This is a genomic window from Marinibacterium profundimaris (genome assembly GCF_002210095.1).
In the GTDB taxonomy this organism is placed as follows: Bacteria; Pseudomonadota; Alphaproteobacteria; order Rhodobacterales; family Rhodobacteraceae; genus Marinibacterium; species Marinibacterium profundimaris.
Map to the genome: position 1 here is coordinate 23,671 of NZ_AQQR01000027.1, position 26,216 is coordinate 49,886.

The window sequence follows — 26,216 nt, forward strand, 5'->3', positions numbered from 1 at the left end:
GGCGTCAGTGACCGGGTTCGGATGGACCTCCGCAAGCAATGGCAGCATTGGGCGCTTCGCACACAATCAGGCGCCGCCGCAGCATCCCTCGGAGAGGGCTCGGAGCCGTTATTCGCCGCGCCTTGCGCGAAGGTCCGCAGTTGAGAAACTCATCCATGCTCCGCAATTATCGTCCTAGTCGTTTGAACGGCGGATTCCAGCGCCGCCCGGTTAGCACCCCTGATCCCCAATCCCTCGACATCAAGTGACAGCTGACCCTGGCCACCACCTGTCGCAGCAGCCCGAGCCGCTCGGCTGCGGGCTTTCCCTGAACTCCCTGGATTAGTCGTCTTTGCGCTCGGCGCATTCGCGCCGACGTCCCGCGCGACATTTGCCGCCCGCATCTCTTGCAGTTTCTGTTTCAGCCTCTCCACCGTCTCGCGGGTCTCGGTCATCTGCCGATCCCGCCGCAGGCCGTCCTCGTCCGGATACGGGAAACTCCCCGATTGACCGGCGTGCAGAACCTTCAACACTGGGTCCTCGAAATACTTCACCCTTCTTGCCCGGATCGGCATCTGCGCGTCGATCACGAGGATGACCTCGTCGAGGTCCATGCGCCGGGCTTCATCCTCTGTCAGAAGCGGGGTGTCCTCTGTCCTCTCCGAAACGCTGCGCCCCTCAAACGGATTGCGTCCAACAGCGCGGGAGCGGGTCACCACACGCTTGGTGGTCTTGCCGACGGCCTGGCTCAACTCCTCGATTGTCTTCTGCTCGGACGGTGTGAGGTAGAGCTTCACGCCGGCGCCGCCCTGAAGCGACCGGCGGGTGTTCTCACCATAGATCTCGTCCAGCGCCGGAATGGTCTGGGTGACAATGGCGAGGTTGCCGCCGAAGGAGCGCAGCGTCTTGATGCTCTCGGCGACGATCGGCATTTTGCCGAGCCGGTCGAACTCGTCGAGCAAGATCATGACCGGCCAGGGCTCGTCATCGCCGGGTTCCCGCGCCTGCAGCGAGGCAATCAGGTCCGAAAAGAAGAGGCGGATCAGCGGGGCAAGCGGGCGGATCATCTCGGATTCGACCACAAGATAGATCGCATGTGGGCGGCGGCGGATATCCCGGAATGAGAAGTCAGAGGTCGCGGTGGCCGCGTCAATCGCGCGGTTGTCCCAAGTGTCGAGACCCGATGTCATCAGGAGGGAGAGGTAGGAAGTGAGGGTGTCGTTGTTGGTCGATGCCATACGCTCGAAGATCAGTCTGGCCGACTTGTTCTTCACCTCCTGCGAACGCTTCAGGTATTCCTTCTGCTTGTCGCCCCCCGAGGCTGTGATGCGATAGATCTCGCCGATGGTCGGCACGCCGCGCTCGAATGCCAGAAGACCGGCCGCTACGAAGAGGTCGATACCCCCGGCTAAAAGCCCACTCAGCTTTTCATTGTCGGTCTGCAGGAAGAGCTTGGCAGTGAGTTTCAGCTCCATCTGCTGCCGGTCGGGGTTGGTCATGGCAGCAATGCGCGCCAGCGGATTATAGCGATGTGTCGGTCGGTCCCAGTCGGTCGGCGCGAAGCGGAAAACCTTGTCCCCCATGCTGGCGCGGAAGCGCGAGGTCTCGCGGAAGTTCTCGCCTTTCACGTCGAGCACCACGGCCGAGCCCTTGTAGGTCAGAAGGTTCGGGATCACGAACCCCACGCCCTTGCCCCGGCCTGTAGGCGCCACGATCAGCGCGTGGGGGAAGGTTTTTGAGACAAGGAACGGGCGCTTGGAATTCGGGGAGCCGAGCTTGCCCAGAAGGAAGCCGCCGCCGGGCTTGGCAAAGAAACCGTTCCTCTTAATCTCGCTGCGAGTCTGCCAATGCGTCGTCCCGAAGCGGGTCAATGCATCCCCCAGAAGCGTGACGCTCAGCATCAGCGATGCCAGGCCGAAGCCGCCAAGGATGAGGTTCACCCAGAGGAAGTCTTTTGGTGCGGACTGAGACAGACCCCGATATTCGCGGGCAAGCAGGGTGACGTCGAAACGCGTGGGAGAAAGCCCATAGCGGAACATGACAAAGCCGGTCGCCACGACATAGCCCATGGCGAGACCGACCAGCACGAGGCTCAACACTCCTAAGGCAATCTTGCCTTTATCCATGGGTGATCCCCTTCTCACCATGTGCCGCGGCGTGGCGCGCGCGCTGCGCCTCGATCTGCTCTTCGGCCAGAGCATCGAGAACGCGCTCCATGGCCAGGCCATGCGCGGTGACCTCGCTGCTTTGAAGATAGGTCTTGGCGAGTTCCAGCTGGCGCAGCGGATCCTCGGTGAATTTGTCCAGGACGTCCGCGTTACCGGCCCGCAGCGCGTCGATTGCGTCGGAGCTTAGTCGCTCGTTTATCTGCCGGACGATGTCCTGCTGCTCTGCCTCGGAGAGCGGGCCCTCGACGTCGGCGTTTCGCACAAAGGCCATGACGGTTGGCGCTGTCTCTTCCAGATACCGGCGCTCGGCGTAGTCTTGTCGCGCGTGGTCCTCGATCTCGAAACTGCGCTCGCTGATATAGGCACGCGACGCGCCAAGCGAACGAAGGTGATTGATTTCGTCCTGGACGGCCTGCCCGAACTCGTCATCCGGCATCTCCGTGCGATAGCGGGCGAGGGTGCGGAGCTCTTCGGTAATCGGACCGAGATGATCCGAAGGATCCCGCAAGGCGAGGTCCATGTCGCCAGCATGAAGCGTGCGGTCCTGCGCCGATACCGCATATTGCGGCGGCATTCGACTGTCAGTCATCTGTTGCCAAGCCATCGAGGCCAATTCGGCATGTTGCGGAGATCTCTGCGCATAGGCGTCGAACGCGACGCGGGCCTCTTCAACCTCCACGGCGCCGGACCGCCGGACCGACGGGTCGTCGGAGAACGGATGATCGAAATCCGTCCGACGGAACTGCGCCACCAGCGCCCTGAACGCCTGCCGCTCCGATGGGGCAAAAATGTCGGGCCCGTCTTGCGCGAGATCACCCCCAGGTGCCGCCAACCGCTCGCCGAGCGCTGGCTCAGCGTTGTCCACCTCGTCGATCTCGGTTGGCGCGCGAAGGACGCGTACGTCGGTCAGGACATCGCCCAACCGAACATGCACGGCTTCCAGTCGGTCGAGCGCTTCTTCCCGGTCCGCAGATTTCTCCAGATCGAGGTCGCTCGCTTTGGCAATCCCCTGCAGATCCTGTGCCAGCCACTGGCGTTCCAGTACGGCATTGCCTGCCCCTTCCCGCAGGCGCGCGGCCACAGCCTCGGCATCGATGCCCGTGCCTTGCAACGCCTCGGCCAGCTTTGGTGCCACCTCTCCATCGTCAAGACGCGCGAGGTGATCTTCACTTAAGTTCGGCCTTGCATAGATGCCGTCCCGGGACGGGGCATCGATCAGGGCGGCGGAGCGATCCCCGAGCGGGTTCAAATGCGCGACCGAGGCCAGAACGTCGGTCAGCTTGCGCTCGATCACCGGCCTCTCGGCCGCCGGCGCCCTGTCGATCGCCGCCTCGATCTGGCGAATGTTCTGAGAAAACTCGGTGATCAGCGTGTCGAACGCTGCTTCGTCTTGGGACATGTAGATGGCTCCGTCAGATTGAATCTGACCGCCACTGGCAAGGATGGTGCTGGCCCGCTCGAGCGCTTCGGCCACGTCGTCGAAATTCGAACGTGACGCCTCCGCCGCGAGCCCACGGTAGATCAACGCCTTGTGCCTGACGGTTTCCAGAGCGGCCCCCAGGTCAGCGCCGGTTCTCTGGCGCTCAACTGGGGGACGACCTTCGTCGCGAGCCTTGTAGATTTCGAAGGTCTCGGCGGCGTAGGTCGTGACGCCGCGATCCAGACGACGCGTCGCCTCGAGGCGGATCCCATGAACTTGGGCCGCCTCGACCATCGCCTCGCGAAAGGCGTCGTAGTTGAAGTGATGATCCTTCCCGAGAAAGAACATTTCGCCATCCTTGCTGCGGCGGTTCAGAACGATATGCGCATGTGGATGCGCGCGATCTTGGTGTATTGCAGCAATATAGTCGAATTGCGACCCCTCACCTTGAAAGAACTTCTCGCAGACCGCCTGGGTGATATCGCGCACCTCTTCACCCCTGGTCCCAACCGGGAATGCCATCAGCAGATGCGACGTATGGCCAAGCTTGGGGCTGTAGCGCTCGTTCCACTGGTTCTCGAACCGCCGCGCCACGCGGTTGATCTCGGCTTCCGAGAGCTGCTTCTTCCCGTCATGGGTGCCGCGGCTGTCGAGGATATGGGTCGACTTCGTCGTGAGATATGTGAGCTGCGCCCGTAACTGCACCCCGGTGTGGCAGCCCCCTTTCGAGATAGCCTTGAAGATCGCTGGCGAATAGCCGCGCGCGGCCCGAACCATCTGCGCGCCCTTGGAAAGCCCCTGCCAGGATCCCGAAACCCGGCTCCAGCCTCGGTCAAATAGCGCCGGGTCGATGCCACGGACCCGGTCACTCCGCGCCATTCTCATCCCTCTCGGCGAGGCCCGCCAGGGCAGAGCTGATCTCAAGGTCCAGCAGGCTGCGCCGCGCACGCGACATCTCCTGGACCTGGTCGGCCAGATCGAAGACCAGACCTGCAAGGGCGCGGACGTCACGGTGACTTGAGGCCGGGTAGGACAGTCTCTCGCCCCGCACCTTGGCCTCGTTCAGACGTCGCGCGATCTGGTTCACGTTGTTGCCGACCCGGTTGAGCGCGGCGCCAAGGCTGCGCAACTCGTCACACATCTCGTCGTCGGGCAGGAAGACACCTTCGGCCGCCAGCATCAGGCGGCGCATGGCATCCGAGCGGTGCGCAATCCCGCGCCGCGACAGCGCCGCGTCGAACCGGCGCAGGTCGTCGTCCGAGACCCGGATCCCCACAACCCGCGAACGGCTGCCATTCGCTGTCTGACGCTCACCCCAGTGGTTCACCACGTTGTAGATCGTCTTAAGGCTAACATCGTAATGGGCGGCCAACGACGCCGCGGAGGCGCCGTTCCGGCGGTCCTGGGCGATGGTCGATTTCTCGATCTCTGACAGTCTACGACGACGGGGCATTTTGAAGTTAACGTTCCTATTTCTTGCCAACTTCGTACAAGTCCGCCGACTCCCAACGCAAGTGGAGTCGGCCATAAGGGCTTGTACTCAATGTAGAAAATCGCCCTGCAGGGGCGATTTCCCGTCCTTAGTCAAATGGATCGCGCCTCGCGCTCATTGCACCACGCGATGCGGTCTCCGCATCGCGCATCGCGTCTTTCGCGCCCCGTCTCTTGCACCCCGCAAGACGGGTTTTGCCGCGTGCTGACCGTCTCGCGTCACCCGCAGAACGACATACGCGAGACTGCCTCCCGTCGTCTGGAGCGCGCTATCCGTCACCTGCATTCCGTCCGCAGCACATCGCCAAGCGCATCCCGACATTTGGAGGGTGGGTGGTGCCCCGCGACGAATGCTGAAGGCGCCACGGCAGACGTCGCACGGTCATTGCCAAACGCCGTCCGCAGCATGCCAGACGCGGGTCGCATCCCGACTTATGCTTGACCCCTCCGCCTCATGCGTTTAGCGACATTTTGGTATTATCGTTGCGATTCACTATTTTTGCGGAGGATCAGAATGCCGAACGAAAATCTTGTGGTGGTCGCAGCGATGGCCCGGAAAGGGGGCAGTGGAAAAACGACGCTTTCGCGCGCCTTGATCAGTGCCGCGATCGCCGCCGGACGCAGAGTGATGTTGATCGACACGGACAGCACGAGGGTACTCGGGGCCTGGCATGCTCGGGCGGAAGCCGGTGGGCTGAGTTCGCCGCTTCTCTGCTCGGCCACCGTCGAAAGCGTGGCGGGTGTCGAAGATCAGATCGATCAGGTCTACATGGCAGGCACGGCAGACTTCATCTTTATCGATACCGCAGGGGTCGGTGCCGAATGGTCAGACGGCATCGCGGTGCTTGCGGACCACATCGTGACGCCCGTCATGCTGTCGACGTCTGATTTCGATGTCGGCGCGCAGACGGCTGATTGGTTTGAGAAGCTGAAATCCCGTGTTGACGACCCCTCCAACCTTCCGCGCCACCACGTCGTCCTCAACATGGTCGACCCGAAAACAACCCGTGCTGACGCCGCCCTGATTGAAGAAGCGCTCACCCGTTTTCCGGTGATAGAGACCGTCATGATGCGACGGAACACTTACAAGGAGATGGACCAGAAGGGGCTTCTCCACGCCTTGGCGCTGGAAAAGCAGTCCGATCCGAATCCTCTGATGCGTCCACATGTACGTCATGTTGTCGAGGCGCTCGAGGAGGCGACGGACATCCTCAACAACATTCTTGCTGCGTGAGGACAGTCGATTGCGCAAGAAGATCCCGACCATCACCAGGCCCGACCCAGCCTACGCCGCCACCCTGCAACAGGGTGACCGCGAGATTCCCGGGAAGGAAGATGAGGCACAGGTCACAGCAACAAAGACAGGCACCCCAGCCGCTGACGTCGACGCTGATCGGCTCGAGTCAGAGCCTGTGCCGGAAGGTACCGTGGCGCCGCATCAAGTCACCGCGGAAAGCTCTGACCCGCATACCAGCCTGAGAACTCCCGTATCGGCACGCGCTTTGAGCCCGACCCGGAAGATCGACATCAGGGTCAACGCACTCGAACGACAGGAAGCAGCGCTCCAGACTTGTGGTGTTGAGCCAGCACATGTCGTGCGTGCCGCCCTGCGCCGTGCAGTCAAAGGCTGGCAACTGTCGCCGGTCTTTGCCCCAGTCGCGGAGGAGCGACGCACTCGCAACACACAGTGGCAGGCCCGGACATCTCTGGCAGTAGATGCGGCCAGCCTGGGTGTCCTCCTACGGGACCACGACCCCCTCGACGTCTTGAGTAAATGGGCTCTGATCCGCGGCCAGGTGGAACCACGCATATGGGGCGAGATCGACAAAATCTTGGAAGAAATTGCTGTTCGTGCTGCATCGCCGCATGAACCGCACGCACCGTAAGATACCTATCTGAAAAGATAACTTGCATTTCGCCGGTGGATTTTCGCCCACCGGCAGAAGCTCGCCTTGCAGTTGCGGAAAGCGTGGCGCTAATGAGCGTCATAGGGAATTTCAGACCTCAGTGGTGACGAGTTACGAGGTCCATTTAGGAGGAACGCATTATGAACACGAAGCCCCGCCTGACTGGCGAACCGATCATGCGCATCCTCTGCAAGACATCTGAAAATCTGGTCGGCTACCTTTACCAATGGAACAATGGCGACGTGCAGCCTGCCTGGTTCGACGGCGCGATGGCGGACGTTCGCTATGAACCATTCATTCAAGCGACGGAACAGAACCCAGTCGATCCGAAGACCCCCAGACCGCGTCAGCAAGATCTGACGCACCTTGAAAAGGCCTAGCTCAAGGCATCGCGTTGGTTTGTGGGTCATCCCATCCCGCAGGTCCTTTGAGCGATAGAGTTGACTTCTATGCCTCAGAAGTGATCTAAATATGAGTTATAGAAAGGATGTCTATAACTCATGGCTTGGAACTGGACGCTGCCCGATTGGCCGGATTTCACGTATGACGCCTCCGCTCTGGAGCCGTTCGAGCAGATGTTTCTGCTGTCGTCCGGTGAAATCCTCGGCGCGGTCCATCATGTCAGCCAGCCGGAGCGCGAGCAACTCCGCATCGAACTGCTCAGCGAGGAAGCGATGCAGACGAGCGCCATCGAGGGTGAAATCCTCGACCGGCTCAGTGTCCAGTCTTCGCTTCGCCGCCATCTAGGCCTCGATCCAGACAGCTACCCTGCCAAACCGCGCGAACAGGGCGTCGCGGAAATGATGGTGGACGTCTATTCCAGCTTTGCAGAAAAGCTAAGCCACGAAACGCTGTACCGCTGGCATCGGATGCTCCTGTCCCATGACCGCCGGTTGGAAACCATCGGGGCCTACCGACAACACGCCGAGGCGATGCAAATCGTTTCCGGCCGTCTCGACCGGCCGACGATCCATTTCGAAGCGCCGCCTTCAGAGCGGGTCATGCCTGAGATGGAGCGATACGCGGATTGGTTCAACAAGACCGGGCCGGGGGGAGCAGAGCCGCTTCCAGCGCTGACGCGCGCAGGGCTAAGCCACCTCTATTTCGAGAGCATCCACCCATTCGAAGACGGCAACGGCCGCTTGGGTCGCGCCCTCGCTGAAAAGTCGCTGGCGCAGAACATTGGCCAGCCGACCCTCATCTCGCTCGCCTTCACCATCGAGAAGGAGCGCAAGGCATACTACGACCAGCTCGAGCAGCATCAAAAAACGCTCGACGTGACCGATTGGCTCGTCTGGTTCGCGGAAGTTGTCTTGAAGGCCCAACAGGCAACACTCGACCGCGTCGGCTTCTTCATCAGCAAGGCACACTTCTACGATCGTCACAGAGACCACTTGAACGAACGCCAGGCCAAGGCCATCGCTCGAATGTTTCGGGAAGGCCCTGGCGGTTTCGAAGGCGGCCTCAGCGCCGACAACTATCTCAAGATCACCGGAACTTCACGCGCAACGGCGACCCGCGATCTGCAGGATCTGGTCGAGAAGGGTGCGCTCAACCGAACCGGTGAGCGACGCCATACGAGATACTGGTTGAACCTAGACCATATGGAGCAGCGCAAGTGACGATAACTTAACATTTGTATTTTTATCAATACTTTACCGAAATACGCATAATTCGTTTTATGTATACTGATGATCTGTTTGGTGCCTCAAGTCGATTTTGAAGCATACCATCGAGAAGACGGAACATGCTGTCGTCGAAATAGTCGATTTTCTTTAGTGAATGGTACAATCTCAATGTACCAAGCAATCTTAGAGGTCCGCCATTTTTGTTAATCGTTTAATAATCAAATTGTGACCTCTATCATTATTAAACGATGATTAAGTCGAGGAATTTGATCAGCCCGACCTAACTGAGAGCAATAGTTGAAAGGTTGCAATCACAGCGGAACACACGGGCCGCAAGGCGTTTTCTTGCGGGGTTTGGCGCCCGTTGGGGCAATCCTCGGTTGATTGTGACAGACAACCTGCGCAGTTATGGCGCGGTTCAAGCTGTGATCACGACACGGGGTTCAAATAAACCGCCTCAGGAAGCGCCGGGCTGCCTTTGCACTCCGCCCTGGTTGTACGAGGGCATCAAGAACATCTCCGTTCGCATCCACGGCCGGCCAGAGCCAGCATTTCCGACCGTTGATCCGGTATGACCACTTCGTCCATATGCCATTTGTCGGCTGCGGCTGGCCGGTCTCGCCTGATGCAATGCGCGAAATGGCCGGACCCATTTCCGGATTGTTTACCGGCTGACCGTCCACCGCGTTCCGCGAGCAGATCTGCAACGTCAGCGCGGCTGAACGCAAAGCGATGGTAGGCCCCGACGGCATAGACGATGATCTCACGGGTAAAACCAAAACCCTTCAGGCGAGGCATTTTGGGCGGGATCTTCATGCGTGAGCCGTAAACAATTCAGAACGCGCATACCACTTGGCAATGCCGTGGCGTCGTCTCAGCAGCCAGAGACCACCTCGGTATTCCAGCTCTTGCAGGCCTGGGACAGCTCGGCCGGAACGGCGTGATCGGTGAAATACACGTCGATGTCGGACAGCGATGCGATCCTTGCCGGGGCGCTTCTGGAGAATTTGGTGTGATCCGCGACGAGAAAAATTTTGCGCGATTGCCGTAAGATCGTCTGGCTCACACTGACCTCTTGGATGTCGAAATCCAGAAGATCGCCATCACGGTCGAGCGCGGAGCAACCGATAACCGCCAGATCGAATTTGAATTGGCGGATGGTCTCTGCGGCCAGATTGCCGACCAAGCCGCCATCGGAGCGCCGCAAATGCCCGCCGGTCACGATGACTTCGCAATTGCTGTTCCCGGCCAAGATGTTGGCGACATTCATATTGTTGGTGACGACCATCAGATCCTTGTGCTGCAACAACTCCTGCGCGACGGCTTCCGTGCTCGTCCCAATGTTGAGAAACAACGAAATCCCGTTGGGAATCCGCGATGCACAGGCCCGCGCGATCGCGGTTTTGGCCTCCGCGTTCAACTGCCGACGATCTTCGTACCCGATATTGATTGTGCCAGAAGCCAGCACCGCCCCGCCATGTACCCGTTCGACACGCCCCAGTTCCGCCAATTCGGACAGGTCGCGGCGAATGGTTTGAAGCGTCACGCCAAAATGCTCTGCCAGCCTCTCGACCGTGACCTTTCCCTCTTTGCGTGTCATTTCGAGAATCTCGGGATGACGAAAGTTGTTGGACATAGGTGTTCGCTTTGCTTCGTTTTTGTGGCTGCACGGGAAAAAGACGCGAAAACCCGATGCGAATCCAGTCAATTTATTGCCGCACCCGGGCTCTGTTGCGCAAATCGGCTGATAGCCGAGGTTCCCCTATTCCCGGACAGACTTATCCCACGGCCTCTGTGAGGGGTATGCCGAGCGCGGTGTAGCCGTTCATGACGGCGATGCGGACCTGAAGTTCCGCGACCTGGCGATCGAAGTCCCGCGCCATGAGGCGCTGACCCAGAAGTTTCACGCAGTGCATCTTGGTTTCGACGCGGCTCCGACGGTGGTATCCGCTCCATCGTCGCCACAGGGCGCGGCCCAGATACTTCGATGCCCGCAGAGCTTCGTTGCGTGCGATAGCGCCAGCGGTGACGGTCTTCCAGGGCTTCGCATTCCGGCGAGGCGGGATGACGGCATGAGCGCCACGCTCGGCGATGGCGTCATGGCATTTGCGGGTGTCGTAGGCACCGTCTGCCGTGACGCTGCCGATCTCTTCATCCTCGGGGATCTGGTCGAGCAGGTCGGGCAGAACCGGAGCATCGCCGATGTGGCTTCCCGTGATCTCGACGGCGCGAACCTCCAATGTTTGCTCGTCGATCCCGAGATGGAGCTTACGCCAGACACGCCGCTTTGGGCCACCATGTTTGCGCGCGTGCCATTCGCCTTCACCCTCGACCTTGATCCCTGTGCTGTCGACAAGAAGGTGCAACGGCCCCTTGGAGCCGCGATACGGAATGTTCACGGCAAGGGTCTTCTGGCGACGAGACAGCGTGCTGAAGTCGGGCACCGTCCAGTCGAGGCCAACCAGCTGCAGCAGGCTCTCGACGAACCCGGTCGTCTGTCGCAGCGCCATACCGAACAACACCTTCATCGAAAGGCAGGTCTGAATCGCGGCGTCGCTATAGCTCTGCTGGCGACCGCGCCTGCCGGTCGGCGCGGCCTCCCAGTTCATCTCGGGATCGAACCAGATCGTCAGCGAGCCACGGCGCTTGAGCGCTTCATTGTAGGTTGGCCAGTTCCTGGTCTTGTAGGTCGGGGGCGTCGGTCTGCTCATGCCGGCCAGCTACCACGCTGGATTCACGACATGAATCCCTTCACGGGATTTGTGCAACAGAGCCCCGCACCCGCGTAGATTCTCTTATCTTTTCTTCGCAGTTGCAGAAATATCCAACCTAACCCATTGATTTTTCTTAATCGAATAAAAACGAAAACAAATATCTTGCGTTTCTGACCTTTTCCACACAACGTTAGCGCCAGAACTTGGGAGGAAAGCCTGTGCAGGGGAATGACAGCACACATCCCGTCGATCTTTTTGTGATCGGCGGCGGCATCAATGGCTGTGGCATTGCGCGCGACGCGGCGGGACGGGGATTTTCCGTGACGCTCGCGGAGATGAGCGATCTGGCCTCTGCGACCTCATCTTCCTCCACAAAACTCTTTCATGGTGGGCTACGCTATCTCGAATATTTCGAGTTCCGATTGGTCCGTGAGGCTTTGATCGAGCGCGAAATTCTCCTGCGGGCCATGCCGCACATCAGCTGGCCGATGCGTTTTGTCCTTCCTTATCATAAGGATATGCGCTTCGAATCCGAAACACCGACCTCGAAACTTCTGTCTGTCGTGATGCCTTGGATGAAGGGGCGTCGTCCGGCATGGCTGATCCGGCTTGGCCTGTTTCTCTATGATCATCTGGGCGGGCGCAAAATCCTGCCGGGTACGGAAACCATCGGCCTGACGGGAACGCCCGAGGGCGCGCCGCTTCAGGAACGCTTTGCCAAAGCCTATGAATATTCCGATTGCTGGGTCGAAGATTCTCGTCTCGTGATCCTCAATGCCCGCGACGCAGAGGCGCGTGGTGCGGCGATCCTGACGCGCACCAAAGTGACCCACGCAACGCGCGAAGGCGATCTCTGGCGTGTCGAAACGAAAGATATGGAACATGGCCGCACTGCCACCCATTACGCCAAAATGCTGGTGAATGCGGGCGGACCTTGGGTCGGCGACGTGATTCACGACAAAATCGACCTGCCGTCGAAAGAGGGCGTGCGACTTGTGCGCGGCAGCCATATCGTGACCCGCAAGCTCTACGATCACGACAAATGCTATTTCTTTCAGGGCACCGACGGGCGGATCATTTTCGCCATTCCCTATGAGACGGATTTCACCCTGATCGGCACCACGGATGCCGAGCACAGCGATCCGTCGCGCAAACCCACCTGTACCGACGAAGAGCGCGACTATCTGATCGCCTTTGCCAACAAATATTTCAAAGCGCCGATCAGCGCCGAGGATGTGGTCTGGAGCTATTCCGGCGTCCGCCCGCTCTACGATGACGGAGCGTCATCGGCGACAGCCGCGACACGGGACTATACGCTCAAGGTCGATGCAGAGGGCGGTGCGCCGGTGCTCAACATCTTCGGGGGAAAAATCACGACCTATCGGCGGCTGGCGGAAAGCGCGCTTGAGAAAATCTCGGAACACCTGCCGGACACAAAGGGCCAGTGGACGGCAGGTGTGCCGCTCGCAGGCGGGGATTTCCCGGTCGGCGGGTTTGACCGGCTTGTCTCCGAGCTGCGTGCGCAATTTGGGTTTCTGACCCCGTTCTGGGCGCGGCGTCTGGTGCGTGCCTACGGCACCGAAGCGCGTGACGTGCTGGGAGACGCAAAGAGTGCCGAGGCACTGGGACGTGATTTCGGCGCGACCCTGACCGAGACCGAAGTGACATGGCTGATGGAGCGCGAATATGCGCGCACGGCCGAGGATATTGTTTGGCGCCGCTCAAAGCTTGGGCTGCGTCTGGATGAAACGCAGATCCATGATCTGGATGACTGGATGAAGACCCGCCGCGCGGGGAGTGCCGCAGCTGAATAAAGCCAAAGGCCAAAGACAATAAGGCGCGGGGAGGAGGACCTAATGACGCTGGAACTGAAGGGCGTGTCAAAAATCGTCGAGGGGCAAATGCATATTGCCGCGACCGATCTGACGCTCGAAAAAGGAACGATGAACGTCCTGCTGGGGCCGACCCTGTCGGGGAAGACCTCGCTGATGCGTCTGATGGCCGGGCTCGATCAACCGAGCGCCGGGCGAATTTTCTGGGACGGAAAAGACGTCACCGGCATGCGGGTGCAGGATCGCAAGGTTGCGATGGTGTATCAGCAATTCATCAACTACCCCTCGATGAGCGTCTATGACAACATCGCCTCGCCGATGAAACTCATGGGCGTGGACAAGGCGGAGATCGACGCGCGTGTACGGGAAACGGCGGAGCTGATGAAGCTGACGCCGATGCTGGACCGCAAACCGCTCGAACTTTCAGGCGGGCAGCAACAGCGCTGTGCTCTGGCCCGTGCGCTCGTCAAGAACGCAGGCCTCGTGCTGCTCGATGAGCCGCTGGCGAACCTCGATTACAAGCTGCGCGAAGAGTTGCGCGTCGAGATTCCGAAGATTTTCGAGGCCTCCGGTTCGATCTTTGTCTATGCGACGACCGAGCCCGAAGAGGCGCTTTTGCTCGGCGGCAATACGGCGGCGCTTTGGGAGGGGCGGGTGACGCAATTCGGCCCGACGCCCGAGGTCTATCGCCGTCCCGTGGATGCCACCACCGCGCGCGTCTTTTCCGATCCGCCGATGAATTTCCTCCAGATTTCGAAAACCGGCGATCGGTTGATGTTCGGCGACGGGCAAAGCGCGCAGGCAACGGGAAAACTCGCCGATCTGCCCGACGGGCGCTACACGGCGGGGTTCCGGCCGAACCATGTCGAGATCCTGCAACATACGGATAACGCGATGAAATTCACGACAAAGCTGCATGTGACGGAGCTGACGGGATCGGAGACCTTTGTGCATCTCGATCATGATGGCGCGCGTTGGGTCGGCCTGATCCACGGGGTGCATCACCTCGACATCGGGGCGGATCTGGAGGTCTGGCTCGATCCGCGTCATGTCTATGTGTTCGGCGAAGACGGGGGGCTCGTTGCGCCCGCCGCCTACGCAATGGCGGCGTGAGGAGGCGCGATCATGGCTAGAATTACACTCGACAACCTTGCGCATTCCTACAATCCGACGCCTTCGTCGCAGGACGACTATGCGCTCAAGGAACTGAATTACGACTGGGAAGACGGCGAGGCCTATGCGCTTTTGGGCTCGTCAGGCTGTGGCAAGTCCACGTTGCTCAATATCATTTCGGGGCTGTTGATGCCCTCGCAGGGGCGCATCCTGTTCGACGGCAAAGACGTCACCCGCGCCCCCACGGCGGAGCGCAACATAGCGCAGGTGTTCCAATTCCCGGTGGTCTACGACACGATGACCGTGCACGACAATCTGGCCTTTCCGCTCCGCAACCGGGGCCGCGACGAGACCTATGTAGCCGAGCGCGTTCAGGAAATCGCCAAGATGATCGGCATGGAAGACATGTTGCGCAAAAAGGCGCGCGGGCTGGGTGCGGATGCCAAGCAAAAGATCTCTTTGGGTCGCGGCATGGTGCGCAAGGACGTGAACGCGCTTTTGTTCGACGAACCCCTGACCGTGATCGATCCACATATGAAATGGGAACTCAGAACCCAGCTCAAAAAGCTGCACCACGATTTCGGCCACACGATGATCTATGTGACCCACGACCAGACGGAGGCGCTGACTTTCGCGGACAAGGTCGTTGTCATGTATGACGGGCGCGTGGTTCAGATCGGCACGCCTGAGGAGTTGTTCGAACGGCCCGCGCACACGTTTGTGGGCTATTTCATCGGCTCTCCGGGCATGAATGTGATCCCCGCCAAGGTCGAGGGCACGAAAGCCTATATCAACGGGTCGGAAATTGCGCTCGGCGCGGGTTATGCGCCCGTGGATGGCAAGGTGGAGATCGGCGTGCGGCCCGAGTTCGCCCGGTTGAGCGAAAGCGAAGGCCTGCCCGTGAAAGTGCGCCGCGTCGAGGATGCGGGACGGCACAAGATCATCCGCGCCGAGTTCTTTGGTCAGGACATCAACATCATCGCCGGAGAGGACGATCCCGTGCGCGCGGATATGACCCGCGTCACCTTCGATCCGGCCCGCGTGAATGTCTACGCAAACGACTGGCGTGTGGCGCCGCAAGGCGGGGAGGCCGCGTGATGCAACAGAAAACAACCAATCACAAAGCATGGTTCCTAGTGCTGCCGGTCTTGGTGCTTGTGGCGTTCTCCGCCGTGATCCCGCTCATGACCGTGGTGAACTATTCCGTGCAGGACACCTTCGGCAACAACCAGTTCTTCTGGGCCGGACTGGAATGGTTTCAGGAAATGCTTTCGGATGAGCGCATGTGGAACGCGCTGCAACGTCAGTTGATGTTCTCCGGCATCATTCTTGCCATCGAATTCCCTTTGGGCATTTTCGTGGCGCTCAACATGCCGAAATCGGGCTTCTGGTCCTCTTTCTGCCTTGTCGTGATGTCTTTGCCGCTTCTGATCCCGTGGAACGTCGTGGGCACAATCTGGCAGATTTTCGGTCGTGTCGACATCGGTCTCTTGGGTCACACGCTTGAGGCGCTCGGCATCGACTACAACTACACGCAAGACACGATCTCCGCCTGGATCACCATCATCGTGATGGATGTCTGGCATTGGACGTCACTCGTCGCCCTACTGGCCTTTGCCGGTCTCAAATCCATCCCCGACGCCTATTATCAGGCGGCGCGGATTGATCAGGCCAATCGTTGGAAAGTCTTCCGCTTCATCGAACTGCCCAAGATGATGGGCGTCTTGATGATCGCCATTCTCCTGCGCTTCATGGACAGTTTCATGATCTACACCGAGCCCTTCGTGGTGACGGGCGGCGGTCCGGGCAATGCGACGACGCTTTTGTCCATCGACCTCGTCAAGATGGCTCTCGGCCAGTTCGACCTCGGACCCGCTGCAGCCTTCTCTCTGATGTATTTCCTCGTGATCCTGTTGATTTCATGGGTGTTCTACACCGTCATGGTCAACCTCGACAAAAAGGGCATGTAAGATGACGGACGCAACCGCACTCACACCCGCCGTCACCAAACCGCGCAGCCTGCCCAAGGTGAACAGCCGCGCCGTGGTGATGACGCTCTATCTTCTGTTCCTGATGTTGCCGATCTACTGGCTGATCAACATGAGCCTGAAGACCAACACAGAAATCCTGGGCAGCTTCTCGCTTTGGCCACAAAACCTGACGTTCGAGAACTACGTCACGATCCTCACCGACGAGGCGTGGTATATGGGCTACGTCAACTCGATGATCTACGTGGTGATGAACACGGTGATCTCGCTCGCTGTCGCCCTGCCCGCCGCCTATGCGTTCTCGCGCTACAATTTCTTGGGCGATAAACATCTGTTCTTCTGGCTTTTGACCAACCGCATGGCACCGCCTGCCGTGTTCGCCCTGCCCTTCTTTCAGCTCTATTCCTCAATCGGGCTGTTCGACACGCATATCGCCGTGGCTCTGGCGCATTGTCTCTTTAACGTGCCGCTCGCCGTCTGGATTCTCGAAGGCTTCATGCGCGGTGTGCCCAAGGAAATCGATGAGACCGCCTATATCGACGGCTACGGCTTTGGGCGTTTTTTCGTGAAGATCTTCATGCCGCTCATCGCCTCGGGCATCGGTGTCGCTGCGTTCTTCTGCTTCATGTTCTCTTGGGTCGAACTGCTGCTCTCGCGCACGCTGACCTCGGTGGACGCCAAACCCATCGCCGCCACCATGACCCGCACCGTGGGTGCGGCAGGCGTCGACTGGGGCGTGCTGGCCGCCGCAGGGGTGCTCACCATCGTGCCGGGCGCGCTCGTGATCTACTTTGTACGCAATTACATCGCCAAGGGCTTTGCCCTCGGGCGGGTCTAAGAGGAGGAATTCGACATGGACTGGATGGCATGGACATGGCCGACCGCCGCCTTTTTCGGAACGATTGCAACGCTTTTGGTGATCTTCACCATTCTGGCGATCAAATTTCCCGAAACGCCGCGCGTTGGCGTGTTGGGCATCGAGACCACGCGTGGGGATCGTTTGTTCATCACGCTTCTGGGCTCGGCCTTCATCAATCTTGCATGGCTCGGTCTGGTCGGCGCCAACCAAGCGCTCGCGCTTGTCGTTTGCCTGATCTTTGCAGCCATCGTCTTTCGCTGGGTCTGAGGAGGCCCCGCGACGGATCGACACCTAAAAACAAAGGTTCACATAGGGAGGAAACCAATGAACCATCGTCTCAAGACAACCACCGCACTGGCGTTAGGCCTTGGCCTTTTGTCGGTGCCCGCTTTCGCCGATATGGATGCGGCCAAGGCGTTCCTCGATGCTGAAATCGGCGATATGTCCGGGCTGTCCCGCGCGGATCAAGAAGCCGAAATGCAGTGGTTCATCGATGCGGCCCAGCCCTTTGCGGGCATGGAGATCAAAGTGGTCTCCGAGACCATCACCACGCATGAATATGAATCTCAGGTGCTCGCCCCCGCGTTCGAGGCCATCACCGGCATCAAAATCACCCACGACCTGATCGGCGAAGGCGATGTGGTCGAGAAACTGCAAACTCAGATGCAGTCCGGCGAAAACATCTATGACGCCTATGTCAACGACTCCGACCTGATCGGCACCCACTGGCGCTATCAGCAGGTGCGCAACCTCACCGACTGGATGGCAAACGAAGGCGCAGATGTGACCAACCCCGGTCTCGATCTCGACGACTACATCGGCACCCAGTTCACCACCGCACCCGATGGCAAACTCTATCAGCTTCCCGACCAGCAGTTCGCGAACCTTTACTGGTTCCGCTACGATTGGTTCACCGATCCCGCAATCATGGCCGAGTTCAAAGAGAAATACGGCTACGACCTCGGCGTTCCGGTCAACTGGTCGGCCTATGAGGACATCGCCGAATTCTTCACCGGTCGCGAAATCGACGGTGTCGAGGTCTATGGCTCGATGGACTACGGCAAAAAAGACCCGTCCTTGGGCTGGCGCTACACCGACGCATGGATGTCCATGGCCGGGATGGGCGACAAAGGCGAACCCAACGGCCTTCCGGTCGATGAATGGGGCATCCGCGTGAACGAGAACTCGCAACCTGTCGGCGCCTGTATGGCACGCGGCGGCGCGGCGAACTCTCCGGCGGCGGTCTATGCGGTGGAGAAAGCCATCGACTGGCTGAACAAATACTCCCCGCCCTCGGCCATGGGCATGACCTTCTCGGAGGCCGGTCCGGTTCCGGGTCAGGGCAACATCGCGCAACAGATGTTCATGTACACCACCTTCGTCGCGCCTCTGGTCGACAGCCCGGCGGTGATGAACGAGGATGGCACCCCGAAATGGCGTCTCGCCCCCAGCCCGCATGGCGTCTACTGGGAAGACGGCATGAAGGTCGGCTATCAGGACGTGGGCTCCTGGACGCTGATGAAATCCACGCCGGATGATCGCGCCAAAGCCGCTTGGCTCTACGCACAATTCGTGGGCTCCAAGACCGTCGACGTGAAGAAATCCCATGTCGGTCTGACCTTCACCCGCGAATCCACCATCCAGCATGAGAGCTTCTCCGATCGTGCGCCGAAACTTGGCGGTCTCGTCGAGTTCTACCGCTCGCCCGACCGTGTGCGCTGGTCGCCCACCGGCACCAACGTTCCGGATTATCCGAAGCTCGCCCAGCTCTGGTGGCAGAATATCGGTGACGCGATGTCCGGCGCGAAATCCGCGCAGGATGCGCTCGACAGCCTCTGCGCCGATATGGAGAAAGTCATGGAGCGCCTCGAGCGCGCTGGCATTCAGGGCGATCTCGGGCCGGTCATGAACGACGAGACCAGCGCCGAGGAGTGGCTCGCCAAGCCCGGCGCACCGAAACCCGCCATCGAAAACGAGCGCGAGACGCCGCAAACCGTCTCCTACGACGCGCTCGTGGCCTCCTGGAAATAACTGATCGAGAGGGGGCGGGGTCATTCCCGCCCTCTTTTTGCGCTCTCTTCTCCGTCCAGAGATGGTGGCATAGCCTTGGACAGAGCAGAGACCACCAAGGAGATGCATGTGACCTATATTCTTGCCATCGATCAGGGCACCACCTCGACCCGCGCCATTCTCTTTGACCAATCGCTGTCCGTCACGGCCAGCGCACAGGAAGAATTCGAACAGCATTTCCCCAAAAGCGGCTGGGTCGAACATGACGCGTTCGACCTCTGGTCCACCACGGCGGCGACCTGTCGTGCGGTGATCGAGAAATCCTCGGCCGATGTGTCACAAATCGCCGCCATCGGCATCACCAACCAGCGCGAAACCACGCTTGTCTGGGACAAGGCCACCGGCCAGCCGGTCTACAATGCCATCGTCTGGCAGGACCGCCGCACCTCCGAGCTGTGCAAGACGCTTAAGGCGGAGGGCTTTGAAGAGGTCGTCACGGAAAAGACCGGGCTGTTGCTCGATCCCTATTTCTCGGCGACGAAACTCAAATGGATTCTCGACAACGTGGAAGGCACGCGCGACCGCGCCGAGGCGGGCGAGCTTTTGTTTGGCACGGTCGACAGCTGGCTGGTGTGGAAACTCACGGGCGGCAAGGTCCATGCCACCGACGCCACCAACGCCGCGCGCACCATGCTTTACGACATCCGCAAAGGCCATTGGTCCACAACGATTTGCAAACGCTTCGACATTCCGATGGCGATGTTGCCAGAGGTGCGCGATTGCGATGCCGATTTCGGCGAAACCCGCCCCGATCTCTTTGGCCGTCCGATCCCGATTTTGGGCATCGCGGGCGACCAACAGGCGGCCACAATCGGTCAGGCCTGTTTCAAACCGGGCATGGTCAAATCCACCTATGGCACCGGCTGTTTCGCTCTTTTGAACACGGGCGAGACGCCGGTGATGTCGCAAAACCGGCTCTTGACCACCATCGCCTACCGCATCGGCGGCAAGACGACCTATGCGCTCGAAGGGTCGATCTTTATCGCGGGTGCCGTGGTGCAATGGCTGCGTGACGGGTTAAAAATCATCCGCGAAGCCTCCGAGACCCAGCCCTTGGCCGAAAGTGCCGACAAAACGCAGGACCTGATCCTTGTGCCCGCCTTCACTGGACTGGGCGCGCCCTATTGGAATGCGGAATGTCGGGGGGCGATGTTCGGGATGACACGCAACTCAGGCCCGGCAGAATTTGCCCGCGCCGCGCTTGAAAGCGTCGGCTATCAAACCCGAGACCTCCTGGAAGCCATGCATGCCGATTGGCAGGGCGACGCCACCACGGCGCTGCGCGTCGATGGCGGCATGAGTGCCTCGGATTTTGCGATGCAATTCCTGTCCGACATCATTTCCGCGCCCGTCGACCGCCCCAAAGTCCTTGAGACCACTGCTATGGGCGCCGCCTGGCTCGCGGGTCAGCGGGCTGGCGTCTATCCCAACATGGAGGGCTTTGCCGCCACATGGGCGCTGGAGCGCACCTTTGAGCCGACCATGGATGAGGCGACGCGGCAGGCCAAATGCGACGGTTGGGCGCGGGCCGTTCGTGCCACGATGTTGGTCTGATGTCGGGTCACGCCGAAAGCCTCGCGTCCAATCCGGTCGCGGATATCGCCTTTACCGCGCCCGCTCGCTGTCTGATCGGACGTGGCGCAAAGGATCAGGTCGCAGCTTTGGTGCGCGAGAGAGGGCAAAAGGTTCTCGTCTTGCGCAGCGCCTCGGTCCTTTGGGCCGATGTGCTGATCGAAGAACTCGACACTCTTGGGGCACAGGTCACATCCCTTACCGCCCGTGGCGAGCCGACCGTCGATCAGGTCCGCGACGCGGTGGCCCGCGCCCGTGCGTCCGCCGCCGAGTGTATCGTCGCCATTGGCGGCGGTGCGGTGATTGATCTGGGCAAGGCGGTGTCGGGGCTGTGTGTCTCCGAGGGCGATGTCTTGGATCATCTCGGTCTCGGGCCCGATCCCGCGCCCAAACTCAACGCCCCCCTGCCCTTCGTGGCGATCCCGACCACCGCAGGCACCGGCGCAGAGGCCACCCGCAACGCGGTGATCGGTGTACCGGAACAAGGGCTCAAGATCAGCCTGCGCGATCCACGTCTCGTGCCGGACCTTGCGGTGGTCGATGCGTCCCTGACCGATGGACTGCCCAAATCCCTGACCCTTTCGACCGGGTTGGATGCGCTGACACAGTTGATCGAGAGCTACCTGTCAAACCGCGCCAATCCGGTCACCGATGCCCTCGCCCGCGGCATGATCGGGCCTGCGGCCGCAGCGCTTCAGACGCTCATGACACGTGAGGATGAAACCGCGCGCGACACTTTGGCCAAAGCCAGCTATCTGAGCGGTCTGGCGCTGGCCAATTCCGGGCTTGGGATTGTGCATGGCCTCGCCGCCGTCATCGGCAGTCGCGGTGGCGCCCATGGCGCGATCTGCGGGCGTCTGCTGCCTGCTGCACTGACGGTCAATCATGCCGCGCTGATAAAGGCTGGCAGACCCACCGCACGCTGCGAAGAGATCGAACGATGGTTGCAAGACGGGCTTGGCATGTCCCTGCGCCCTTTCATTGACAGGCATGGACTGGCCTCTCTGGGCGCCCTGCACTGCGGCCCGCCACTTTGGGAGGAAACAGCGCGAAATGCCCTATCGGCCTCCTCCACACAGGCCAACCCTGTGCGGCTCAGTGTCGCCGAGGTGCACCAAATCCTGAAGCTTTCCTCCTGATCCAGGGCGCGTCCCCAAATGCGACCGGCCCACCCAAGGCCTTACGTGCAGGCCTCTTTCATTGTGGGCGAATGCCAATGAACGCTGTCGAAGACCTGACGCTTCAAAACCCGAATGTAATGGTGCGGGATTGCCAACTTGCTGCCCCCACAGAAGCGGTCTAGCTGGTGGGCATGAAAATACCAGCAGAGATGCCACGCCTGAAGGGCTATCGTTTCCCGCGCGAAATCATCGCCTACGCCGTTTGGGTCTATCATCGGTTCGCGCTGAGCACGGCGGATGTGGAGGATCTCCTCGCCGAGCGAGGCGTAGTCGTCAGCCGGGAAACCGTACGCAAATGGGTGAACCGGTTTGGTCGGCATTTCGCACGTTGTGTAAAGGGGTCTGATGCCGGAGAGTGCAGAATCTTACGCTAAGCGCTGAGCACTCGTTTCCCGTAATCGCGTAGATTGCCGTTTGGATCGACATACCGGTAGAGCGTGACCGGTTTGACGCCTAGTTCCTTGCAAAGTTCTGAAACAGATGTGTCGCGACTAGCCATAGCGGCCTGAGCCATGCGGACCTGCGCTTTCGTCAGCGCGAACTTCCTTCCACCTTTTCGGCCTCGGGCGCGGGCGGCCTGGAGCCCCGCCATCGTGCGTTCGCGGATCAACTCGCTTTCAAATTCTGCAAGCGCAGCAAAGATGCCAAATGAAAGCCGTCCAGCCGCAGTCGTTGCGCCACTACACCCTTGCCGACGACGATCTGGAATTCATCCGCGCCCGCCGCCGCCCCCACAATCGATTTGGGTTCACTCTTCAACTTTGCGCATTGCGCTATCCCGGCCGGTTGCTGACTCCGGGTGAGGTCATTCCAATGGAGGTCACGCGGTTCCTGGCAGCGCAACTTGGGCTGAAGCCGGACGATCTGGCAGGATATGCAAGCCGTGAAGAGACGCGTCATGAACACCTGGCTGCCTTGCGGGATCTCTATGGCTACAAGATGTTCACTGGCCGAGGATCGCGCGACCTGAAGGTCTGGCTGGAGAGAACGGCCGAAACAGCTCGGTCGAACGAGGATTTGGCGCGGCGTTTCGTAGAACAGTGCCGGGCGACCCAGACCATTCTACCGGGGATCACGGTTATAGAACGCCTTTGCGCGGATGCTCTCGTCGCCGCAGAGCGACGGATCGACGCTCGAATCGCTGAGCGACTGGACGATAAGATGCGCAGCCGACTTGACGCTTTGCTGACGGAAACGGCAGACGGCTCTGTCACCCACTTTGTCTGGCTGCGCCAGTTTGAAGTGGGCCAGAACTCGGCCGACATGAACGTAAGCGCTGTGCCGGGATCACGGGATCTCAGGTTGACGGCCTGAAATTCCACGGCAGAAGTTCGTCGATCCGCTTCTGCGGGTGCCCGGCTACGATCGCCTCCAGCGTGGCTTTCAGATAGGCAAAGGGCTCGACGCCGTTGATCTTTGCCGTCTCGATCAGAGAGGCGATGCGCCCCTAGGACCGGCCGCCCTCGTCATGGCCCGCGAAGAGCGCGTTCTTGCGATTCAGGGCAATCGGCCTGACGAGATTTTCCACGGAATTGGAGTCGATCTCGACACGGCCGTCCGCGAGAAACGTCTGCAGCCCGTCCCAATGGTTATGGATGTAGGCGAGCTTCTCGCCGAGCCGGGATTTGGCCGAAACACGTCTGCGCTGCCCCTGCAGCCAGGTGCCGAATGCTGCGACCAGCGGCGCGGTGCGTGCCTGGCGGGCAGACAGCCGCTGATCAGGGGAACAGCCGCGGATCTCAGCCTCCACCTTGTAGAACTCGGCGATGCGGCGCAGCCCTTCGGCGGCGATTTCCGACCCATCGCGGTCGAAGATTTCCCTCAGCTTGCGCCTGGCATGCGACCAGCAATGGGCGACCGTGACCGGGCTGCCGCCTTTCCGGGACGGGCGTGTCAGGCGGTTGTAGCCCTGGTATCCGTCGAGCTGCAGAATGCCGTCGAAGCCGGTCAGGAATGTCTCCGCGTGCTCGCCGCCGCGGCCCGGGGCGTAGAAATACACCACGCCCGGAGGGTCATCGCCGCCCCAGGCGCGATCGTCGCGGGCCAGCACCCAGAGGAAGCCGGTTTTTGTCTTCCCGCGTCCCGGATCGAGCACCGGCGCGGTGGTCTCGTCCATGAACAGCTTGGTCGACGCCTTGAGATGCTCCGCCAGCCGGTCGACGACGGGGCCGAGATGGAAGGCCGCGGTGCCGACCCAGTCGGCGAGCGTGCTGCGGTGGAGATCGACGCCGGAGCGGGCGAGGATCTGGCTCTGTCTGTAAAGGGGAAGGTGGTCGGCGTACTTGCTGACCAGCACATGCGCGATCATTGCCTCGGTGGGCAGCCCGCCTTCGATCAAATGGGCGGGCGCCGGGGCCTGGATCACGCCGTCGGTGCAAATCCGGCAGGCGTAGCGGGGGCGGATGGTGACGATGACCCGCAGCTGCGCGGGGATGATGTCGAGCCGTTCTGTCCGGTCCTCGCCGATCTTGTGCATGCGTCCGCAGCCACAGGGGCAGTCGCAGCTGGCGGGCTCGATGACTTCCTCGATGCGCTGCAGTTCTGCCGGGAGATTGCCGCGGTTGCGCTTCGCGGCGGGGCTCTTGCGGCGCGCGTCCCTGGGCCCCTGCACCCCCTTTTGGGCTTCGACCTCGGCGACGGCCGTTTCCAGGTCCTCGAAGGCCAGTTGCCGCTCGTCCTCGCCGAGCTTTTCCGACTTCTTGCCGTGGACGACATGGTTCAGCTCGGCGACGAGATGCTCCAGGCGTGCGACGACCTCCTTGAGGCCCGCCGTCTCGTCCCGCAGATCGAGATGCGCGCGCAACAGCGCAGCAACGGCTGCGCGCTGGTCCTCGGGGATGGCGGAAAGGTCGATCTCGGGCACGGCGGTCATGCTGGCAGCATAGACCGGACGACCGCGCCGCCACCGCCAAAACCGGGCCGCGAGTCATTCCGCCGCGGCGGGACGCCGCGCTTCCAGCGCCTTCACCCTGCGCCAGTCGAGCCCGGCAAACAGGGCCTCGAACTGTGCCCGGTTCAACGACATCACCCCGTCGGTCACTGGCGGCCAGGTGAAGGTTGCCTCTTCCAGCCGCTTGTACGCCATGACCAGACCGGTACCGTCCCAGAACAGGATCTTCAGCCTGTCGGCCCGCTTCGAGCGGAAAACGAAGACCGCGCCCGCGAAGGGATCTTCCTTCAGCGCCGACTGCACCAGCGCGGCAAGGCCGTCATGGCCCTTGCGGAAATCCACGGGCTTCGTGGCCACGAGGATCCGCACCCGGTCGGACGGGATCATGCCAGCGCCCGAACCACGGCGGCGATCCGCTCCGGCGAGGCGTCGGGCTCGAGCCGTACCGTCACCGCGCCGACGGCGATCTCGACGCTGCCGCTTGCAACCGGCCCCGTGTCCGCCAGCGCTTCCGCCGACGCCACCATCAGCGACATGAACTCCACGGCATCCTCAGGCGCAGGCAGCACCAGCCTGCCGTCCCGCGCCATCCGCCGCCACGCCGAGACCTGGTTCGCCGCCAGCCCGTGCCGCGCCGCTACCGCGTTCACGGTCGCGCCGGGGCGCAGCGTCTCGGCCACGATCTCGGCCTTCAACTCCTCCGGCCACTTGCGGTTCCTGCGCTGCGTCTCGCGTTCGTTCGTGAGAACCTCAAAATGTGCGCTCATTGAGAAAGTCACTCCCTGCCTGTCGCTGGGAATGAGATCTCAGAACTCCACTCTCATAAACAGGTGGGGTCGGCACACCGCATACACATGAACCGGCTGCTCGACCGGTTGGAATTCTTGCGGGCCATGGCCCTGGACCGGACTGTCCTATCGGCTGTGCCGCCCCACCGTATCGCGCGCCTCCGACGGCAAGGGGAACGTTATTTCGCCGGAGATCTGCGGGATATTTCAGGCGACCGCCGTCTTGCTGTCCTCGCGGTCTGCGTTTTGGAATGGCGCAGTGCCATTGCCGATGCAGTGGCCGAAACCCATGACCGTATTGTCGGGAAGACGTGGCGCGAAGCGAAACGCGCATGCGGCGCCCGTGCGGATGATGCCAGGGCGGCCTTGAAGGACACTTTGCAGGGGTTCTCAAATCTCGGATCAGCACTGCTGGAGGCCCATGAAGATCAGGTCCCCTTGGGTGACGCGGTGTAAAACGCCGGCGGCTGGACTTCACTCAGAGAGCTTGTCGCCTCGGCGGGCCAACTCACCAACACATTAGCAGCTGATCCGCTGGCACATGTTGTCCATGGGTATCACCGCTTCCGGCGCTATGCACCGCGCATGTTGCGGGCGGGCTCTGCCTCACTTTGTG

The 26,216-nt window shown here is 60.8% G+C and carries 21 protein-coding genes and 5 pseudogenes; 16 read left to right on the forward strand and 10 right to left on the reverse strand.

Features of this window, described 5'->3' with window-relative positions; genetic code table 11:
- Positions 1 to 149: 149 nt before the first annotated feature.
- From ATO3_RS25955 to mobC, 3 genes are read right to left on the reverse strand one after another with little or no spacing between them, the layout of a single operon-like run.
- The gene (locus ATO3_RS25955; protein ID WP_088652771.1) at positions 150 to 2,105 is read right to left on the reverse strand and encodes a type IV secretory system conjugative DNA transfer family protein; all 1,956 of its coding nucleotides are present in this window, start codon (positions 2,103 to 2,105) and stop codon (positions 150 to 152) included.
- Positions 2,098 to 4,446: a relaxase/mobilization nuclease domain-containing protein gene (locus ATO3_RS25960; protein ID WP_088652772.1), complete on the reverse strand. Its 2,349-nt coding sequence runs from the start codon at positions 4,444 to 4,446 to the stop codon at positions 2,098 to 2,100. The genes ATO3_RS25955 and ATO3_RS25960 overlap by 8 nt, the downstream gene beginning before the upstream one ends.
- On the reverse strand, positions 4,433 to 5,020 hold the full coding sequence (gene mobC / locus ATO3_RS25965; RefSeq protein ID WP_088652773.1) for a plasmid mobilization relaxosome protein MobC: 588 nt from the start codon (positions 5,018 to 5,020) through the stop codon (positions 4,433 to 4,435). The genes ATO3_RS25960 and mobC overlap by 14 nt, the downstream gene beginning before the upstream one ends.
- Before the next feature lie 552 nt (positions 5,021 to 5,572).
- Here mobC and ATO3_RS25970 point away from each other — a divergent pair.
- From ATO3_RS25970 to ATO3_RS25985, 4 genes are all read left to right on the forward strand, one after another.
- On the forward strand, positions 5,573 to 6,292 hold the full coding sequence (locus ATO3_RS25970; RefSeq protein ID WP_088652774.1) for a ParA family protein: 720 nt from the start codon (positions 5,573 to 5,575) through the stop codon (positions 6,290 to 6,292).
- Between the two features lie 10 nt (positions 6,293 to 6,302).
- Complete coding sequence (locus ATO3_RS25975; protein WP_088652775.1) at positions 6,303 to 6,944, forward strand: hypothetical protein; 642 nt, start codon at positions 6,303 to 6,305, stop codon at positions 6,942 to 6,944.
- Positions 6,945 to 7,105: 161 nt separating this feature from the next.
- The gene (locus tag ATO3_RS25980) at positions 7,106 to 7,345 is read left to right on the forward strand and encodes a hypothetical protein (protein ID WP_043754644.1); all 240 of its coding nucleotides are present in this window, start codon (positions 7,106 to 7,108) and stop codon (positions 7,343 to 7,345) included.
- 120 nt (positions 7,346 to 7,465) lie between these two features.
- The gene (locus ATO3_RS25985) at positions 7,466 to 8,587 is read left to right on the forward strand and encodes a Fic family protein (protein ID WP_088652776.1); all 1,122 of its coding nucleotides are present in this window, start codon (positions 7,466 to 7,468) and stop codon (positions 8,585 to 8,587) included.
- A gap of 452 nt (positions 8,588 to 9,039) precedes the next feature.
- Here the strand turns inward: ATO3_RS25985 and ATO3_RS25990 are convergent.
- The 3 genes and pseudogenes from ATO3_RS25990 to ATO3_RS26000 form a co-directional block, all read right to left on the reverse strand.
- A pseudogene (locus ATO3_RS25990) lies at positions 9,040 to 9,409 on the reverse strand (DDE-type integrase/transposase/recombinase); the annotation flags it as partial.
- Between the two features lie 58 nt (positions 9,410 to 9,467).
- Complete coding sequence (locus tag ATO3_RS25995; RefSeq protein ID WP_088652777.1) at positions 9,468 to 10,229, reverse strand: DeoR/GlpR family DNA-binding transcription regulator; 762 nt, start codon at positions 10,227 to 10,229, stop codon at positions 9,468 to 9,470.
- A 142-nt stretch (positions 10,230 to 10,371) separates the two neighbouring features.
- A complete protein-coding gene (locus ATO3_RS26000; protein ID WP_088652778.1) occupies positions 10,372 to 11,304 on the reverse strand; it encodes an IS5 family transposase in 933 nt (310 codons plus the stop codon).
- 221 nt (positions 11,305 to 11,525) lie between these two features.
- On the opposite strand from ATO3_RS26000, the gene glpD reads away from it, so the two are divergent.
- The 10 genes and pseudogenes from glpD to ATO3_RS26050 form a co-directional block, all read left to right on the forward strand.
- On the forward strand, positions 11,526 to 13,121 hold the full coding sequence (gene glpD / locus ATO3_RS26005) for a glycerol-3-phosphate dehydrogenase (protein WP_088652779.1): 1,596 nt from the start codon (positions 11,526 to 11,528) through the stop codon (positions 13,119 to 13,121).
- A gap of 42 nt (positions 13,122 to 13,163) precedes the next feature.
- Positions 13,164 to 14,252 (forward strand): ABC transporter ATP-binding protein, encoded by a 1,089-nt coding sequence (locus ATO3_RS26010; protein WP_088652780.1) that lies wholly within the window; start codon positions 13,164 to 13,166, stop codon positions 14,250 to 14,252.
- 12 nt (positions 14,253 to 14,264) lie between these two features.
- Positions 14,265 to 15,350: an ABC transporter ATP-binding protein gene (locus tag ATO3_RS26015; RefSeq protein ID WP_088652781.1), complete on the forward strand. Its 1,086-nt coding sequence runs from the start codon at positions 14,265 to 14,267 to the stop codon at positions 15,348 to 15,350.
- Entirely contained in the window at positions 15,350 to 16,222 is an 873-nt protein-coding gene (locus ATO3_RS26020) for a carbohydrate ABC transporter permease (protein WP_088652782.1), read from the forward strand. Before ATO3_RS26015 ends, ATO3_RS26020 begins: the two co-directional genes overlap by 1 nt.
- A gap of 1 nt (position 16,223) precedes the next feature.
- Entirely contained in the window at positions 16,224 to 17,078 is an 855-nt protein-coding gene (locus tag ATO3_RS26025) for a carbohydrate ABC transporter permease (protein ID WP_088652783.1), read from the forward strand.
- 15 nt (positions 17,079 to 17,093) lie between these two features.
- A complete protein-coding gene (locus ATO3_RS26030; protein WP_088652784.1) occupies positions 17,094 to 17,366 on the forward strand; it encodes a DUF2160 domain-containing protein in 273 nt (90 codons plus the stop codon).
- 57 nt (positions 17,367 to 17,423) lie between these two features.
- Positions 17,424 to 19,130 (forward strand): ABC transporter substrate-binding protein, encoded by a 1,707-nt coding sequence (locus tag ATO3_RS26035; protein WP_088652785.1) that lies wholly within the window; start codon positions 17,424 to 17,426, stop codon positions 19,128 to 19,130.
- A gap of 108 nt (positions 19,131 to 19,238) precedes the next feature.
- The gene (gene glpK / locus ATO3_RS26040) at positions 19,239 to 20,723 is read left to right on the forward strand and encodes a glycerol kinase GlpK (RefSeq protein ID WP_088652791.1); all 1,485 of its coding nucleotides are present in this window, start codon (positions 19,239 to 19,241) and stop codon (positions 20,721 to 20,723) included.
- Complete coding sequence (locus tag ATO3_RS26045) at positions 20,723 to 21,880, forward strand: iron-containing alcohol dehydrogenase (protein ID WP_157779938.1); 1,158 nt, start codon at positions 20,723 to 20,725, stop codon at positions 21,878 to 21,880. Before glpK ends, ATO3_RS26045 begins: the two co-directional genes overlap by 1 nt.
- Before the next feature lie 173 nt (positions 21,881 to 22,053).
- Positions 22,054 to 22,275 (forward strand): annotated as a pseudogene (locus ATO3_RS26050) (IS6 family transposase); the annotation flags it as partial.
- Between the two features lie 17 nt (positions 22,276 to 22,292).
- On the opposite strand, the gene ATO3_RS26055 reads toward ATO3_RS26050, so the two are convergent.
- Positions 22,293 to 22,631, reverse strand: a complete 339-nt coding sequence (locus ATO3_RS26055; protein ID WP_456298937.1) for a recombinase family protein — start codon at positions 22,629 to 22,631, stop codon at positions 22,293 to 22,295.
- On the opposite strand from ATO3_RS26055, the pseudogene ATO3_RS26060 reads away from it, so the two are divergent.
- Positions 22,571 to 23,191: pseudogene (locus tag ATO3_RS26060) on the forward strand (DUF4158 domain-containing protein); the annotation flags it as partial. The gene ATO3_RS26055 and the pseudogene ATO3_RS26060 sit on opposite strands and share 61 nt — an antisense overlap.
- 28 nt (positions 23,192 to 23,219) lie before the next feature.
- Here the strand turns inward: ATO3_RS26060 and tnpC are convergent.
- The 3 genes and pseudogenes from tnpC to tnpA form a co-directional block, all read right to left on the reverse strand.
- A pseudogene (tnpC, locus tag ATO3_RS26065) lies at positions 23,220 to 24,794 on the reverse strand (IS66 family transposase).
- Positions 24,795 to 24,848: 54 nt separating this feature from the next.
- Positions 24,849 to 25,199, reverse strand: a complete 351-nt coding sequence (gene tnpB, locus ATO3_RS26070) for an IS66 family insertion sequence element accessory protein TnpB (RefSeq protein ID WP_088652787.1) — start codon at positions 25,197 to 25,199, stop codon at positions 24,849 to 24,851.
- A complete protein-coding gene (gene tnpA / locus ATO3_RS26075) occupies positions 25,196 to 25,579 on the reverse strand; it encodes an IS66-like element accessory protein TnpA (protein ID WP_088652788.1) in 384 nt (127 codons plus the stop codon). The genes tnpB and tnpA overlap by 4 nt, the downstream gene beginning before the upstream one ends.
- Before the next feature lie 87 nt (positions 25,580 to 25,666).
- Here tnpA and ATO3_RS26080 point away from each other — a divergent pair.
- Positions 25,667 to 26,216 (forward strand): annotated as a pseudogene (locus tag ATO3_RS26080) (Tn3 family transposase); the annotation flags it as partial.

Bases quoted from the DNA above. Each gene is read 5' to 3' on its own strand.
- ATO3_RS25955 (WP_088652771.1), bottom strand. From the start codon at position 2,105: ATGGATAAAGGCAAGATTGCCTTAGGAGTGTTGAGCCTCGTGCTGGTC.
- tnpB (WP_088652787.1), bottom strand. From the start codon at position 25,199: ATGATCCCGTCCGACCGGGTGCGGATCCTCGTGGCCACGAAGCCCGTG.
- ATO3_RS25980 (WP_043754644.1), top strand. From the start codon at position 7,106: ATGAACACGAAGCCCCGCCTGACTGGCGAACCGATCATGCGCATCCTC.
- ATO3_RS26015 (WP_088652781.1), top strand. From the start codon at position 14,265: ATGGCTAGAATTACACTCGACAACCTTGCGCATTCCTACAATCCGACG.
- ATO3_RS25995 (WP_088652777.1), bottom strand. From the start codon at position 10,229: ATGTCCAACAACTTTCGTCATCCCGAGATTCTCGAAATGACACGCAAA.
- ATO3_RS26045 (WP_157779938.1), top strand. From the start codon at position 20,723: ATGTCGGGTCACGCCGAAAGCCTCGCGTCCAATCCGGTCGCGGATATC.
- ATO3_RS26035 (WP_088652785.1), top strand. From the start codon at position 17,424: ATGAACCATCGTCTCAAGACAACCACCGCACTGGCGTTAGGCCTTGGC.
- ATO3_RS26010 (WP_088652780.1), top strand. From the start codon at position 13,164: ATGACGCTGGAACTGAAGGGCGTGTCAAAAATCGTCGAGGGGCAAATG.
- tnpA (WP_088652788.1), bottom strand. From the start codon at position 25,579: ATGAGCGCACATTTTGAGGTTCTCACGAACGAACGCGAGACGCAGCGC.
- ATO3_RS26025 (WP_088652783.1), top strand. From the start codon at position 16,224: ATGACGGACGCAACCGCACTCACACCCGCCGTCACCAAACCGCGCAGC.
- mobC (WP_088652773.1), bottom strand. From the start codon at position 5,020: ATGCCCCGTCGTCGTAGACTGTCAGAGATCGAGAAATCGACCATCGCC.
- ATO3_RS25960 (WP_088652772.1), bottom strand. From the start codon at position 4,446: ATGGCGCGGAGTGACCGGGTCCGTGGCATCGACCCGGCGCTATTTGAC.
- ATO3_RS26000 (WP_088652778.1), bottom strand. From the start codon at position 11,304: ATGAGCAGACCGACGCCCCCGACCTACAAGACCAGGAACTGGCCAACC.
- ATO3_RS26030 (WP_088652784.1), top strand. From the start codon at position 17,094: ATGGACTGGATGGCATGGACATGGCCGACCGCCGCCTTTTTCGGAACG.
- ATO3_RS26020 (WP_088652782.1), top strand. From the start codon at position 15,350: ATGCAACAGAAAACAACCAATCACAAAGCATGGTTCCTAGTGCTGCCG.
- ATO3_RS25970 (WP_088652774.1), top strand. From the start codon at position 5,573: ATGCCGAACGAAAATCTTGTGGTGGTCGCAGCGATGGCCCGGAAAGGG.
- ATO3_RS25985 (WP_088652776.1), top strand. From the start codon at position 7,466: ATGGCTTGGAACTGGACGCTGCCCGATTGGCCGGATTTCACGTATGAC.